At 61.9% G+C, this 13,546-nt stretch carries 13 protein-coding genes; 6 read left to right on the forward strand and 7 right to left on the reverse strand.

What is annotated here, in order from left to right; translation table 11 throughout:
• The first annotated feature begins 90 nt into the window (after positions 1 to 90).
• Together FX982_RS22545 and FX982_RS22550 are read left to right on the forward strand one after the other, a co-directional pair.
• Positions 91 to 1,269 carry a GGDEF domain-containing protein gene (locus FX982_RS22545; RefSeq protein WP_172612661.1) on the forward strand — a complete coding sequence of 393 codons (1,179 nt, stop codon included), beginning with the start codon at positions 91 to 93 and terminating at the stop codon, positions 1,267 to 1,269.
• Positions 1,270 to 1,293: 24 nt separating this feature from the next.
• Entirely contained in the window at positions 1,294 to 1,818 is a 525-nt protein-coding gene (locus FX982_RS22550; RefSeq protein ID WP_172612662.1) for a GNAT family N-acetyltransferase, read from the forward strand.
• A gap of 366 nt (positions 1,819 to 2,184) precedes the next feature.
• Here the strand turns inward: FX982_RS22550 and FX982_RS22555 are convergent, their stop codons facing one another.
• Positions 2,185 to 3,324 (reverse strand): sensor histidine kinase, encoded by a 1,140-nt coding sequence (locus FX982_RS22555; RefSeq protein WP_172612663.1) that lies wholly within the window; start codon positions 3,322 to 3,324, stop codon positions 2,185 to 2,187.
• 290 nt (positions 3,325 to 3,614) lie between these two features.
• Between FX982_RS22555 and FX982_RS22560 the strand changes: the two genes are divergently transcribed.
• The 3 genes from FX982_RS22560 to FX982_RS22570 all read left to right on the forward strand — a co-directional run bounded on the left by FX982_RS22560 (position 3,615) and on the right by FX982_RS22570 (position 5,866).
• Positions 3,615 to 3,968 carry a hypothetical protein gene (locus FX982_RS22560; RefSeq protein WP_172612664.1) on the forward strand — a complete coding sequence of 118 codons (354 nt, stop codon included), beginning with the start codon at positions 3,615 to 3,617 and terminating at the stop codon, positions 3,966 to 3,968.
• A gap of 216 nt (positions 3,969 to 4,184) precedes the next feature.
• Positions 4,185 to 4,667: a DUF2938 family protein gene (locus FX982_RS22565; RefSeq protein WP_172612665.1), complete on the forward strand. Its 483-nt coding sequence runs from the start codon at positions 4,185 to 4,187 to the stop codon at positions 4,665 to 4,667.
• A 137-nt stretch (positions 4,668 to 4,804) separates the two neighbouring features.
• The gene (locus FX982_RS22570) at positions 4,805 to 5,866 is read left to right on the forward strand and encodes an SDR family oxidoreductase (RefSeq protein WP_172612666.1); all 1,062 of its coding nucleotides are present in this window, start codon (positions 4,805 to 4,807) and stop codon (positions 5,864 to 5,866) included.
• A gap of 91 nt (positions 5,867 to 5,957) precedes the next feature.
• Here the strand turns inward: FX982_RS22570 and FX982_RS22575 are convergent, their stop codons facing one another.
• The 3 genes from FX982_RS22575 to FX982_RS22585 are packed head-to-tail and all read right to left on the reverse strand — an operon-like array spanning position 5,958 to position 8,826.
• Complete coding sequence (locus tag FX982_RS22575) at positions 5,958 to 6,167, reverse strand: DUF2945 domain-containing protein (RefSeq protein ID WP_172612667.1); 210 nt, start codon at positions 6,165 to 6,167, stop codon at positions 5,958 to 5,960.
• A 15-nt stretch (positions 6,168 to 6,182) separates the two neighbouring features.
• Positions 6,183 to 8,033 (reverse strand): glycoside hydrolase family 15 protein, encoded by a 1,851-nt coding sequence (locus FX982_RS22580; protein ID WP_172612668.1) that lies wholly within the window; start codon positions 8,031 to 8,033, stop codon positions 6,183 to 6,185.
• Entirely contained in the window at positions 8,026 to 8,826 is an 801-nt protein-coding gene (locus tag FX982_RS22585; protein WP_172612669.1) for a glucose 1-dehydrogenase, read from the reverse strand. The genes FX982_RS22580 and FX982_RS22585 overlap by 8 nt, the downstream gene beginning before the upstream one ends.
• 1,021 nt (positions 8,827 to 9,847) lie before the next feature.
• Here FX982_RS22585 and FX982_RS22590 point away from each other — a divergent pair.
• The gene (locus FX982_RS22590; RefSeq protein ID WP_172612670.1) at positions 9,848 to 10,771 is read left to right on the forward strand and encodes a LysR family transcriptional regulator; all 924 of its coding nucleotides are present in this window, start codon (positions 9,848 to 9,850) and stop codon (positions 10,769 to 10,771) included.
• Positions 10,772 to 10,854: 83 nt separating this feature from the next.
• Here the strand turns inward: FX982_RS22590 and pstB are convergent, their stop codons facing one another.
• Genes pstB through pstC form a run of 3 tightly spaced genes read right to left on the reverse strand, consistent with a single transcriptional unit; the run spans position 10,855 to position 13,504 of the window.
• Positions 10,855 to 11,634 carry a phosphate ABC transporter ATP-binding protein PstB gene (gene pstB / locus FX982_RS22595; protein ID WP_065988537.1) on the reverse strand — a complete coding sequence of 260 codons (780 nt, stop codon included), beginning with the start codon at positions 11,632 to 11,634 and terminating at the stop codon, positions 10,855 to 10,857.
• Positions 11,634 to 12,512 (reverse strand): phosphate ABC transporter permease PstA, encoded by an 879-nt coding sequence (gene pstA / locus FX982_RS22600; RefSeq protein ID WP_065988538.1) that lies wholly within the window; start codon positions 12,510 to 12,512, stop codon positions 11,634 to 11,636. The genes pstB and pstA overlap by 1 nt, the downstream gene beginning before the upstream one ends.
• Complete coding sequence (gene pstC / locus FX982_RS22605) at positions 12,509 to 13,504, reverse strand: phosphate ABC transporter permease subunit PstC (RefSeq protein WP_065988539.1); 996 nt, start codon at positions 13,502 to 13,504, stop codon at positions 12,509 to 12,511. The genes pstA and pstC overlap by 4 nt, the downstream gene beginning before the upstream one ends.
• Positions 13,505 to 13,546 lie beyond the last annotated feature (42 nt).

Here is a 13,546-nt window from a genome sequence, read left to right on the forward strand (position 1 = left end):
CGGAGTGGCCGATACAAAACCGCCCGCGAAAAAAAGCCTGCACGCGCTGACACTCGCCCGACCCACCGCCCCTTACCCATCAGGCTGCTTATGGCGCTCGACCCGATCACCCTGCTGACGATGACCATCGCCCTCGCTGCAGCCGCCGCGCTGTATCTGGCCGTGGAGTGGCGGACGGTGAGAGGGCCTTCGCTGCTGTTCTGGAGCACGGGCTTCGCCATCATTTCGGTGGGCTCGACCCTGGCGTTGCTGCGCAGCAGCGGCATTCTGCTGATTGGTATCTGGTTCGCGAACGGGTTGTTGGTGACCGCCCACTGGCTGTTCCTGTTGGGGGTTGCGCGGTTTACCGAAACTCGGCTGTCGCGCGCCTGGTACCTGGTCTTCGTCCTGTGGATCGGGCTGTTGTTGCTGCCGGACCAGCCGTGGTGGTCGAAAGTGATGCTGGCAGCCAACTCGCTGTTGATCTCTCTGCTGATGGTCAAGGCCAGCGGGTTGCTGCGCCCCCATGGCAAGTCCCTGAGCGTCGGCGCGGTGCAGTTGCGCTATGTGCTGCTGGCCCACGGCGTATTCTATTTTTCCAAGGCGGTCACGGCAGTGATGCCTGGTACGTTGATTGATCTGGCGGCCTTTCGTGGCGCAATCATTCAAATCTCACTGGTCGAAGGGACGATGGCGGTGATGCTGATCGCCCTGTCGATGACCGGCTCGGAGCGTCATCGCCGGGAAAAGCGCATTGCCCGGCTGGCGGCGCGTGATCCACTGACGGCGCTGTACAACCGTCGTGCGCTGGAAATGCGCGGTCAGCGTCTGCTGGACAGTGTCTCGGCCGCTCGGCCGGGGGCGCTGCTCCTGATGGACGTCGACAATTTCAAGCTGGTCAACGACCTCTACGGCCACAGCGCTGGCGACCGGCTGCTGGTCGCGCTCAGTGAAATTATCCGTTCGGCCTTGCCCAAGGGCGCTCTGGTCGCGCGCCTGGGCGGGGATGAATTCGTGATGCTGCTCAGCGACACGTCCAGCGAGCAGATTCTGGCGCTGGGCCGCACGCTGCGTGAGGCCTTCCACTCGATCGCCTCGGAAAGCTTTTCCACGCCCCAGCCAGTGACGCTGAGCATTGGTGCCAATCTGTTCAGCCAACCGCCGCCCAGCCTGGCGGCGTTACTCGAGCGCAGCGATGCAGCCCTGTATGAATCCAAACGGGGTGGACGCAACCGCATTCAACTGGTAGATCAGAGCCTCGAAGGCGTCAATGCGCTGCACCTGCCGTGAAGGCTCACCGAAGGATCCCTCGCCATGCCCATGAGCAGCGCTCACCTGATCTACCGTGCCCCGGCAGTTGAAGACCTCGACCGCCTGTTCGCCATCTACAGCGACCCGCAGACCCAGTTGTTCAACCCTTCCGGGCCGATGACCGACAAGGCCCAGGCCGCAGCCCTGCTTGAGGGCTGGATCGAGCACTGGCAGACCCATGGCTATGGATGGTGGGCCATCGCGCGCAAGGAGTTGCCCGAACATATCATCGGATTCGGCGGCATCGGGTTGCATGACTTTTTGGGCGTGCAAAGGGTCAATCTGGGCTATCGGTTCGCCGTTGAGGCGTGGGGACAGGGGTTTGCCACGGAGATGGGCAAAGCGGCGCTGGACTTCGGGTTTTCAAGCTTGAAGCTGGAAGATGTCTACGGTTACGTCCGGCCGACCCACGCGGCGTCGATTCGGGTGCTGGAGAAAATCGGCATGCACCGTTGCGGCGAGCTCGATGACGTACCCGGTCAGGTCCCGAGCCTGATGTTCAGCGCCGTGGCCGAGCCATCGCAGTAAGCGATCGGCGACAGGGTCCGATTCAATGGGAGGTCTGCAGCATTCCGCAGCTCGCGTCGAGCTCATCCCAGGGATGGGCGGCCTCTCGGGCATAGCCGCAGGTGGGCAGATGCACGAAGGTCGCTTCTCGTTCGGCTTCGCTTTGCCTGGCTTTGCAGGTCCTGCACAACACTGTGTGGTCGGTTAACCGCCAGTGGCTGTTCCACCGGACTAGATCGTCGGTCACCATATACTTCCCCTAACCTCACCTATGTAACCAGTTGATTCAACTTGTTGCTCGAGGTTTCCCGAGCCTGACCGCCGGCTGATCGGCGGTCGTTGCCCTGTGTATCGATTGCAGCATTTGTGCCCCGAGATCTGCGCGTTTCAGTCGCCTGCGTCACCGATCAACGGCAAGGACACGGTGAAGGTGGTGCCGCGGTCGGCTGCGGAGTCGACCTTGATGCTGCCGTTATGGGCGTCGACGATCGCCGCTGCGATATACAGCCCCAGGCCAAGACCTGCGGCCGCGCCGTATTCCACTTTTCCGTCCTGAAAATTGCGCACCATCGGGTTGAAGAGTGTTGCTTTCACGCTGTCCTCGATGGGCGGGCCCTCGTTGTGCACCGAGAGGGACACCGTTTTGGCACCCGCCATCAGCGTGACGGTGACCGGAGTCAGGGGGTTGCCATGCTTGATCGCGTTGCCTATCAGGTTGGACATGACCTGTTCCATCCGTGACCGATCAAATTGCGCGACGACTCGGGTGTCGCCGCGCATGTCGATCTCACGATCCGGATGGTAGGCCCTGGCCTCTTCCACCATGGCTTCGCAGGCCTGGAAAAAATCATCCCGCGCCACTCGGACCGGAATTCCCGAGCCCAGTTGAGTCCGGGTAAAGTCCAGCAGATCACCAACTATTTTGGTCGAACGCTTGACGCTGGTGTAGATGCGCGACACGTTTTTGGTTGCCTTGGGCGGCAGGTCGCCTGCACGCAGAAGCACTTCGGCGCTGAGGGAAATCGCCCCCAGCGGGCTGCGCAAATCGTGACCGAGGATGCCGAGGAAGACGTTGCGCGCAGCATCGACATTATCGGTGTAGGTCATGACGGACTCGGCCAAGGCCTGATCGATGGCTTCGTTGAAGCGCAGAATGTCGGCAATCTCGTCTGCCCGGTTCACTTCCTTGGGCGGCATCCACAGCATCAGCACACTGGTGCGCAAGGCCCGGTACTCGGCGATCATCTGACCGATGGTGAAGCCGGACGAATGACGGACCTCAGCATGGGTCTCGGCCGACGTGACGTTATCGGAATCGGGCGCTTCGCCTTTCGACTTGGATACCCGCGCCTCATCGGTCTGTGAGGTCTGGAGGTCAGCGGCGATCGTGCGGAGCATCTGTTCGGCGTGGTCGCGAAGTTCGGCGGAGTCCATGCCATTGGCGGCGGGCGTCATGGTCCTGGCGAAGGCTTCCCACTTTTGCAGGATGGGTTCGATGTTCTGCAGGATGAAGTCGGCCAGGCGCATGGGCTGTTTTCCAGTGGCAACGATGTCAAAAAGAGGTGCCTGAGGTGGCAGGGGAAAGCGTGACACGAGGAGGACAAGGCCGTCGCAATCCATTGGACTGCACAAGTGACCTCTCGGATGGCCGAACATCACATCGTCGCAGGCGGTTAACCGATCGCCGGTCGTGCACTGCTGCGCCGATTGAGCACATCCGGGTTTACCCAACCTTTACCGATCCTAGACGTGGGTTTACACGGATCCGGTGTTTCATACGTCCATGGCGAACCCACTCTTTCGCCAAAGGAGACACCATGATTTCCAAGATGACCCAAGCCCTGATCCTGTCCGGTCTGCTCGTTGGCGCCGGCACGGCGTCCGCCAGCGAACGCAACGTGATTGTGCCTGTCATCGCCGGAGCCGCCGTCGGTGCCGTACTGGCCGCGGTGATCAGTCAGTCGAACAACGACCGTCACGATCGCTATCAGGATTACCGCCCGCAACCACGCTACGCGCCGCGTTATCAGCCGCGGTACCAGCAGGTTGTCTATGTGCCGGTGCGTGAGCGGGTCGAGTATCGCCGCTTCGCACCACCGCCGCCCCATGGCTATTACGACGGTGGCTACCGCCGAGGTTTCGACCACGGTCGGGGCAATGACCGCTGGTAAGTGCTTGAGCGACCTTTAATGCAGGACCGGCTTTAGCCGGGAAGGCGTCGGGTGTCACACCGCAAATCTCGCGGTGTTCATGCAGGCCTCTTCCCGGCTGAAGCCGGTCCCACCCATGCAACGCATACATTCAACTCACGCGCTTTCCCTGGCAAAACTGCTAACGTGTCCGGCCATCACTCGCCCATCGACCACTGAAAGCACGCAGGAACGGACATGTTCGAATTCATCTACCTGGCAATTCTCATCGGCATCGGCGGCACCGCGCTGCTGGATCTCTGGGCGCTGTTGCTCAAGGCGCTGCTGGGTTTGCCGACCCCGCCCTGGCACCTCGTCGGTCGCTGGTTCGCCGGGATGCCCAAGGGGCAGTTCGTGCACCGCAAGGGCATTGGCAGTTCCCCTCCCGTACCCAATGAGCTGGCGATTGGCTGGTTCATGCATTACACCGTCGGCGTGCTGTTCGCCGCGGCGCTGTTGTTCATCTGGGGCGTGCAATGGGCGCACGCGCCGACCTTTCTGCCGGCACTGATCGTCGGACTGGTGACCATCGGTGCCGGCTGGTTCATCCTGCAGCCCGGCATGGGTGTCGGCATGGCGTGCAACAAGGCGCCGAAACCGAACGTGGCGCGGTTGCAGAATGTGGTCGGCCATGTGGTCTTCGCCACTGGCATGTATGGCGCGGCGCTACTGGTCGGGTAAGTCAACGGGCGGCTGCCGGCGTGGTCTGTGGTCGCACCCGGCCAATCGAGCTGAACCTATGAGCATCGGTGCCGTTCTGAAACCTGAGAGCTGCATTTTTATGAAGCCCATTCATCTCGATCAAACAGGAGACCCCCATGACCCAAACGGCCTTGGTCGTCGGCGCCAGCGGCATCGTCGGCAGCGCAACCACTCAACTGTTGCTCGATAACGGTTGGCAGGTGGCCGCCCTCTCCCGCCGTCCCTCCCAGACGCCCGGTGTGATCCCCGTCGCGGCAGACCTGCAAGACCCGGCCTCGGTCAGGCAGGCCCTGGCGGATCTCAAACCGACCCATGTCTTCCTCACCACCTGGTCGCGTCAAGCGACGGAAGCTGAAAACATCCGCGTCAACGCCGCCATGGTGCGTAACGTGCTGGACGCGTTGAGCCCGGCGAAGAGCGTCAAGCACGTCGCGCTGGTCACCGGCCTGAAGCATTACCTCGGCCCGTTCGAAGCCTACGGCAAAGGCACCCTGCCGCAGACGCCGTTCCGCGAGTCCCAGGGTCGGCTGGACATCGAGAATTTCTATTACGCCCAGGAAGATGAAGTGTTTGCCGCCGCCAAGCGTGACGGCTTCACCTGGAGCGTGCACCGTCCGCACACCGTTACCGGCGTCGCAGTGGGCAACGCGATGAACATGGCGACTACCCTCGCGGTGTATGCGTCGATCTGCAAAGCCACCGGACGCCCGTTCGTGTTCCCCGGCTCCCGCGTGCAGTGGGACAGCCTCACCGACATGACCGATGCGCGGCAATTGGCCAAACAGCAACTGTGGGCAGCGACGACGCCTGCGGCGGCGGATCAGGCGTTCAACATCACCAACGGCGACGTGTTTCGCTGGAAGTGGATGTGGGGCCAGATCGCCGAGTACTTCGGTGTGCACCCTGCTGCATTCCCGGAGAAGGTGTCCCCGCTGGAAGAGCAGATGGCCAACGATCAAGGGGCATGGGACGAGCTCGTGCGCGCCCACGGTTTGAAAGAAGCCGACATCAGCCGCCTGATTTCGCCGTGGCACACCGATGCTGACCTCGGTCGCCCCATCGAAGTGGTGACCGACATGTCAAAAAGCCGGACCCTGGGCTTCAAGGAATTTCAGGCCAGCGACCAGGCCTTTTTCGACGTATTCGACACGTTGCGGGCCCAGCGCCTGATTCCTTGATCGGCTGAACCGGCCACAAAAAAACGCAGCGATGATTTCGGTCATCGCTGCGTTTTCGTATCCGGGCCATCTGGTATCAAAGACGCACGACTCAAGCCTTTTCCAAGGCGTCCTCTTTATGCATCGCGAGGTGACCGGTTTTGTCGCTCTTGACCTCGTACTGTGGCGCGTCCGGCGAGGCGTGACGATGCCGGCCCATGAACTCGACTTCCTTGGTGTGCACCTTCGTCACTTTGCCGACGATGTGCCCGGCCTCGGAGTTCCAGCGTACGTGATCACCGACCTTGAATGCATGAGCCATCTTTTTCTCCTTGAATCAGGGCTGCCAGAGGGTCTGGCTGCCTTCGAGCTTGCGATCCAGAAAACTCGCCGCACTGATCAGCGCCAGGTGGCTGAGGGCTTGCGGCGTGTTGCCCAAATGGTGGCCGTGGGCGTCGAATTCCTCGGCGTACAAGCCCAGCGGGTTCGCGTAGCGCAGTAACTGTTCAAACTCCAGATGCGCCTGCTCCACTCGCCCGGCGCGGGCAAGGCATTCGACGTACCAGAACGAACAGGCAACAAACGCCCCCTCTTCACCGCCGAGACCATCGTGATAGTCATCATCGTTGCGATAACGGAACACCATACCGTCGCGCACCAGCGCGCGCTCAATGGCATCCAGCGTCTTCAGCCATTTGGGATCGCTGGCGCCAACGAAGCGCACCAGCGGCATGAGCAACATGGACGCGTCGAGGTTCTTGCTGCCTTTGTGCTGGACGAAGTGGCCCAGATCGGCGTCCCAGAAGTTTTCCCAGATGTCATCGTGGATGGCCTGACGCGCCTGGTCCCAGCGCTCGAATGGCGCCGGCAGCGAGCGTTTCAGCGACAGCCGCAGCGCCCGGTCCAGCGCGACCCAGCACATCAGCCGCGAATGGAGAAAATGCTGATCGTCGCCGCGCATTTCCCAGATCCCGACGTCCTTGCTGTTCCAGGTCTCGCACAGATCGTTGACCAGGCGGGTGACGTGCTTCCAGCCCTCATGGGAAATAGCCTCGCCGTACTTGTTGGCCAAGTACACCGCATCGAGCAGCTCGCCGTAAATGTCCAGCTGCGTCTGCTTGTAGGCTTCGTTGCCGATACGGACCGGGGATGCACCGCCGTAGCCGCTCAGGTGGTCCAGTTCTTCTTCGGGCAATTCTTCGCGGCCGTCCAGCGCATAGAGAATCCCAAGCTTGTTGGCGTCCTCGCAGCAATCGCCCATGCGCTCGCGGACCCAGTGCATGAAGGCGTTGGCTTCCTCGGTGTAGCCCAGGCGCATGAACGCATAGACGGTGAACGACGCGTCGCGGATCCACGTGTAGCGGTAGTCCCAGTTGCGCTCGCCGCCCTCTTCCTCCGGCAGGCCAAAGGTCGCCGCCGCGACGATGCCGCCATGCTTGCGTGAGGTCAGCAGCTTGAGCGCCAGGGCCGAGCGATTGACCACTTCGCGCCAACGGCCCCGGTAGTTGGAATGCCGACTCCAGTGCTGCCAGAAGTTGACGGTGTTTTTCAGATCGCAGTCGCAATTCGTGGCTTTGACCAGCGGATCATCAGCGCCGCCAAGCATGAACTCCACCACATCGCCCTGCTTCATTTCGAACTCGGCCGCCGCGGCATGGCCTTCGAGGGTCAATTGAGTCGTTGCGGCCAGACGCATGGCGGGCTGGCCTTCGGCGTCAAAGCGGATGTCTTCGCCGTCCATCTGCGCGGTGGTGTCGGCGCGGCTGTAATCGTGGCGTACCCGGCAGCGCATGCGCACGGCGGTTTGGCCGTGACGCACATGAATGCGGCGGATCAGGCGCGGCAGGTTATCCACTTCGGACGCGATGGGCATCAGGTCGGTGACTTCTACCACGGCGTCCTTGGCAATCCAGCGCGTCATCAGCACGTTGGTTTCCGGCAGATACAGCTGCTGGCGACGGGCATCAGGGAGGATCGGCGCCAGCTGGAAAATCCCGGCGTCCGGAGTGTCCAGCAGCGCGGTAAAAATACTGGGGCTGTCGAAATCGGGCCAGCAGCAGAAGTCGATGCTCCCGGTGTCGGCCACTAGCGCGGCGCTGCGCATGTCGCCAATGATCCCGTGGTTTTCGATAGCGTTCTGCGGTTCTTGCTCGGTCGGGTCATCCGGGTGCGGGGTGTGTTCAGCCATTGTTGCGGAACTCCGGGTAGAGGCTCATGCCGCCGTCGATGAACAGCGTCGTGCCATGCACATAATCGGACGCATCCGAGGCCAGCCAGACGATGGCGTTGGCCACATCGTCGGCCTCGCCGACCCGACCGTACGGGATCAGCTCCAGCAGTTTCTTTTCGGCGTCGCCACTGGTGGCCTTGGTGTTAATGGCCGTGCGAATAGCGCCTGGCGCGATGCTGTTGACTCGGATGCGCTGTTCGCCAACCTCTTGGGCAATGCTGCGCATCAGCAAATCGACGCCGCCCTTCGAGGCGGCGTAATTGACGTGACCGGCCCAAGGGATCACCTGATGCACCGAGCTCATGTGGATGATCTTGCCCCGGGCGCGGGACACCTCAGAGCGGATGTCCTGTTTGGCGAACTGCCGCACGGCGGCGCGCGCGCAGAGGAACTGACCGGTGAGGTTGACGTTAATGACGGTGTTCCAGTCTTCGAGTGACATGTCGGCGAAGGCGGCATCCTTCTGCAGTCCGGAATTGGCGACCAGGATGTCCAGACGGCCGAATGCGTCGAGGGTCTCGGCGAACAGCTTTTCCACGTCCTGCTCGTTGGAGACGTCGGCGCCAATGGCGATGGCCTGGCCGCCGGCGTCGATGATTTCTTGCGCGAGCTTCTGCGCGGGTTCGGGTTGCGAGTGGTAGTTGATCACCACCGCCGCGCCTGACGCCGCCAGCCCTTTCGCTGCGCCGGCACCCAGTCCGGAGCTGGCGCCGGTGACGATGGCGACTTGGCCTTTCAACGAAATCTGCATGGAATGTAGAGCCTCATGGTGAGCGTTTTAATGCTGACTCACGGGGTTCTGCCGAAGTTCAGCGAGATGAGTACGCCCGTGGCGAAAAGCCCCCCCGGCTGGCATTGGCAGGCAGGGCCTTGGCGGTCCGCTGCAGAACTGAGGGTGCACAGGCTGGCCTCTTCCCGGCTGAAGCCGGTCCCACTAACAGCATGCGCATACCCAGTGGGACTGGCTTTAGCCGGGAAGGCGTCGGTGGTCACGCCGCAAAATCGAGGGCGCACAGGCTGGCCCTTCCAGGCTGAAGCCGGTCCCACTAACTGCATGCGCATACCCGGTGGGACCGGCTTTAGCCGGGAAGACGTCAGCAGCCATGGCGCAAAATCGAGGGTGCACAGGCTGGCCCTTCCCGGCTAAAGCCGGTCCCACTAACTGCATGCGCATACCCGGTGGGACCGGCTTTAGCCGGGAAGACGTCAGTAGCCATGACGCAAAATCGAGGGTGCACAGGCTGGCCCTTCCCGGCTGAAGCCGGTCCCACTAACTGCATGCGCATACCCAGTGGGACTGGCTTTAGCCGGGAAGGCGTCAGTAGCCATGGCGCAAAATCGAGGATGCCCGGACTGGCCTATTCCCGGCTGAAGCCGGTCCCACTAACAGCATGCGCATACCCAGTGGGACTGGCTTTAGCCGGGAAGGCGTCGGTGGTCACGCCGCAAAATCGAGGGTGCACAGGCTGGCCCTTCCAGGCTGAAGCCGGTCCCACTAACAGCATGCGCATACCCGGTGGGACTGGCTTTAGCCGGGAGACGTCAGTAGCCATGGCGCAAAATCGACGGTGCACAGGCTGGCCTCTTCCCGGCTGAAGCCGGTCCTACAATTCGCGGCCCAGCCGGTCCTGCCAACAGCATGCGTATATCCAGTAGGACTGGCTTTAGCCGGGAACGCTGGACGCCGAACAACCGCGCTCCATAAACTGGCGCCCATCATGTCGCAGGCCATCCACAGCAGGGTGACGAATGTCGGGTAACGGGGACGATCTATGAATCGCAATGAGCTGCGCAAGGCCGACATCAACCTGATGGTGGTGTTCGAGACCTTGATGCAAGAGCGTAACGTGACCCGCGCCGCCGAGAAGCTGTTCCTCGGCCAACCCACTATCAGCGCTGCCCTCAATCGCCTGCGTGCGCTGTTCAACGACCCGCTGTTCATTCGCGTCGGTCACCGCATGGAGCCTACAGCACGGGCCAACGAGATCATCAGTCACCTGTCGCCGGCGCTGGACGCCATGTCCGTGGCCCTGAGCCTTACGCGGGAATTCGACCCGGCCAGCAGCGACATGACCTTCCGCATCGGGCTGTCCGACGACGTCGAATACAGCCTGTTGCCGCCGATGCTGCGCGCGATTCGTGAAGAAGCACCGGGCATCGTGCTGGTGATCAAGCAGGTCAATTTCTGGAATGTTTCGGAGCTGCTCATGTCTGGCGACATCACCGTCGGCGTCTGCCTGACCCGTGAACTGCCGGCAAACGCCAAGCGGAAAATGCTCCGCACCGTGCAGCCAATGGTGGTGCGCGCCGATTCTTCGCCGGAGCCGATCACCCTGGATGAATACTGCACACGGCCCCACGTCGTGGTTTCCCACGTGGCGAACATTTCGAGCTTTGCGGATGAGTGGCTGGCCGCGATCGGCCGCAAGCGCACTGCCGTATTGTCGGTGCCGCAATACAGCACGTTGCCGGCGTTGATGGAGGGGACGGACCTGCTGTGCAACTTGCCGGATCACCTGACCCGTGCCATGGCTCGAACCGGTCTGCGCGGTGAACCGCTGCCGTTCGTGACGCCGAACCTGGACCTGTCGATGGTCTGGCTCAGCGTCATGGACACTGACCCCGCCGAACGCTGGCTGCGCAAGCGGCTGGAGGCGTTCATGGGGGATTCGACGGCGACCAGCGCCCCGCAGTAGCGCCCGACGCATTCCCGGCTAAAGCCGGTCCTACGAGGCGCGCGGTCCCACTACAACCTCCCGCAGCGCCGCGATAACCCCGATCAGCCAAAACGACCGGTGATGTAATCCTCGGTCTGGGTCTTGGACGGCTTGGTGAAGATGGTGTCGGTGTCGCCGTGTTCGATCAGTTCGCCCATGAACATGAACGCGGTGTAGTCCGAGCAGCGCGCGGCCTGTTGCATGTTGTGGGTCACGATGATCACCGTGAACTGCTCTTTGAGCTCGGTGATCAGCTGTTCGATGCGACCGGTGGAGATCGGGTCGAGGGCTGAAGTCGGTTCGTCCAGCAGCAGCACTTGCGGGCGCAGCGCGATGGTGCGGGCGATGCACAGACGCTGTTGCTGACCACCGGAAAGACTCTGGGCGCTCTGCTTGAGCTTGTCTTTCACTTCATCCCACAACGCCGCGCCACGCAGGGCCTGCTCGACGCGCTCTTCCATCTCGCGACGGGAGAGTTTTTCGTGGTGACGCACCGCGTAGGCGATGTTGTCGTAGATCGACATCGGGAACGGCACCGGCTTCTGGAACACCATGCCGACGTTGCTGCGCAGGCGGTTCATCGAGTAACCCGGGGCGAGAATATTCTCCCCGTTGAGCATCACTTCGCCTTTGGCTTCCTGCTTCGGGTACATCGAGTAAATGCGGTTGAACACGCGCAGCAGCGTGGACTTGCCGCAGCCGGACGGGCCGATGATCGCGGTGATGCGCTTCTCGGGGATGATCATGTCGACCGACTTCAGCGAGCGCTGAGTGCCGTAGTAGAAATCGAGACCGCGTACCTGGATTTTGGTTTTTTCGTCGGCGAGGGAAAGGTTGTTCATCAGGACGCCCTATTGCGCAAAAGGAGAAGACGGGAACTGAGGCTCAGTACCAGTACAAACATGGTCATAATCAAAGCGCCGGCCCAGGCCAGGGAATGCCAGTCATCGAACGGACTCATCGCGTACTGGAAAATCACCACAGGCACGCTTGCGATCGGTTTGAGCAGGTCACTGCTCCAGAACTGGTTACCGAAGGCGGTGAACAGCAGCGGCGCGGTTTCGCCGGTGATGCGCGCCAGCGCCAGCAGGATGCCGGTCACCACGCCGGCCTTGGCCGCACGCAGGACGATCTGCAATGTCAGCTTCCATTGCGGCACACCCAGGGCCAATGCGGCTTCGCGCATGGTCGACGGTTGCAGCTGGAGCATTTCATCGGTGGTTCGCACCACCACCGGGATCACCAGCAGGGCCAGGGCCAGGGCGCCGGCGATGGCGGAGAAACCGACCTGGTGGTTGGTCACGGCGCTGAGGGGCAGAATCACCGCGGTGTACACGAACAGACCGAGCACGATCGACGGCGCCGACAGCAGAATGTCGTTGATGAAGCGCACCGCATTGCCCAGCTTGGTGTTGCGGGCAAACTCTGCCAGCCATATACCGGCCATCAATCCGATCGGCGTGCCGATCAGCAGGCCGATGCCGGACATCAGGATGCTGCCGTAAAAGGCGTTGGCCAGTCCGCCCGATGAGCCCGGTGGCGGGGTCATTTCGGTGAACAGCCGCAGGTTCAGTGCTTCGAACCCGTTGACGATCGTGGTCAGCAGAATCCACACCAGCCACAACAGGCCGAAGGCCGTCGCGGCGCAGCTCAGTACCATCGCGATTCTGTTCTTGATGGCGCGCGAGCGGTACAGGTTTTCGTTATCGGCCTTACTCATAGACCCTCCTTGCGCGACAGACGAGAGAGCATCAGACGGGCGATCGCCAGCACGATGAAGGTAACCACGAACAGCAGGAAGCCCAGGGCGATCAGCGCAGAACGGTGCAGGTCGGTGTAGGCCTCGCTGAACTCGTTGGCAATCACCGAAGCAATCGAGCTGCTTGGCATCATCAGCGATGCGGAGAACTGGTGGGCGTTGCCCAACACGAAGGTCACCGCCATGGTTTCGCCGAGCGCACGGCCCAGTCCCAGGAACACCCCGCCGACCACCGCAGAGCGGGTATAAGGCAGGACGATGTCCCAGACCACTTCCCAGGTTGTGCCGCCCAGTGCATACGCCGACTCTTTAAGGGCGATGGGCACGCTGCGGAACACTTCGGTCATGACCGAGGTGATGAACGGGATAATCATGATCGCCAGCACGATGCCGGCGGTGAGCATGCCGATGCCCAGGGGTGGGCCCTGGAACACAGGGCCGATCAGCGGCAGCGCGCCAAGGTTGTCGTTGATCCACGGGGCCATGTATTGCGCCATGAACGGGCCGAACACGAACAGGCCCCACATGCCGTAGATGATCGAAGGAATGCCGGCCAGCAACTCCACCGCCGAAGCGATGGGCATGCGCAACCAGGGCGGTGCGACTTCAGTCAGAAAAACCGCGATGCCGAAGCTCACCGGAACGGCGATCAGCAGCGCGAGAAAGGAGGTGACCAGCGTGCCGTAGATCGGCACCAACGCGCCGAACTTGCCGTTGACCACATCCCATTCGGTACTGGTAAGAAATTCGAAGCCAAAGGTCTTGAACGCCAGGGCACCGCCCCAGAGTGTCGAGCCGGCGATACTCGCCAGCAACAGCAGCACCAACAGAGCCGCTCCCAGCATCGTGCGCCGAAACCAGGCGTCGTGTCGGTGATCGCGGGCCGCGCGTTTTTCGCTCTCGGATATTGCATCCGGAATCACAGCGGACATGTATTGGGTGTTATCAGTCATGGTAGGTCCACTCGCAAGGAAACCCTGTCACCGAGCGCTCGG

It is taken from the genome of Pseudomonas graminis (assembly GCF_013201545.1).
Lineage (GTDB): Bacteria > Pseudomonadota > Gammaproteobacteria > Pseudomonadales > Pseudomonadaceae > Aquipseudomonas.

Bases quoted from the DNA above. Each gene is read 5' to 3' on its own strand.
- FX982_RS22555 (WP_172612663.1), bottom strand. From the start codon at position 3,324: ATGCGCCTGGCCGACTTCATCCTGCAGAACATCGAACCCATCCTGCAA.
- FX982_RS22575 (WP_172612667.1), bottom strand. From the start codon at position 6,167: ATGGCTCATGCATTCAAGGTCGGTGATCACGTACGCTGGAACTCCGAG.
- FX982_RS22545 (WP_172612661.1), top strand. From the start codon at position 91: ATGGCGCTCGACCCGATCACCCTGCTGACGATGACCATCGCCCTCGCT.
- pstC (WP_065988539.1), bottom strand. From the start codon at position 13,504: ATGACTGATAACACCCAATACATGTCCGCTGTGATTCCGGATGCAATA.
- FX982_RS22560 (WP_172612664.1), top strand. From the start codon at position 3,615: ATGATTTCCAAGATGACCCAAGCCCTGATCCTGTCCGGTCTGCTCGTT.
- FX982_RS22565 (WP_172612665.1), top strand. From the start codon at position 4,185: ATGTTCGAATTCATCTACCTGGCAATTCTCATCGGCATCGGCGGCACC.
- FX982_RS22590 (WP_172612670.1), top strand. From the start codon at position 9,848: ATGAATCGCAATGAGCTGCGCAAGGCCGACATCAACCTGATGGTGGTG.
- pstB (WP_065988537.1), bottom strand. From the start codon at position 11,634: ATGAACAACCTTTCCCTCGCCGACGAAAAAACCAAAATCCAGGTACGC.
- FX982_RS22580 (WP_172612668.1), bottom strand. From the start codon at position 8,033: ATGGCTGAACACACCCCGCACCCGGATGACCCGACCGAGCAAGAACCG.
- pstA (WP_065988538.1), bottom strand. From the start codon at position 12,512: ATGAGTAAGGCCGATAACGAAAACCTGTACCGCTCGCGCGCCATCAAG.
- FX982_RS22585 (WP_172612669.1), bottom strand. From the start codon at position 8,826: ATGCAGATTTCGTTGAAAGGCCAAGTCGCCATCGTCACCGGCGCCAGC.
- FX982_RS22570 (WP_172612666.1), top strand. From the start codon at position 4,805: ATGACCCAAACGGCCTTGGTCGTCGGCGCCAGCGGCATCGTCGGCAGC.
- FX982_RS22550 (WP_172612662.1), top strand. From the start codon at position 1,294: ATGCCCATGAGCAGCGCTCACCTGATCTACCGTGCCCCGGCAGTTGAA.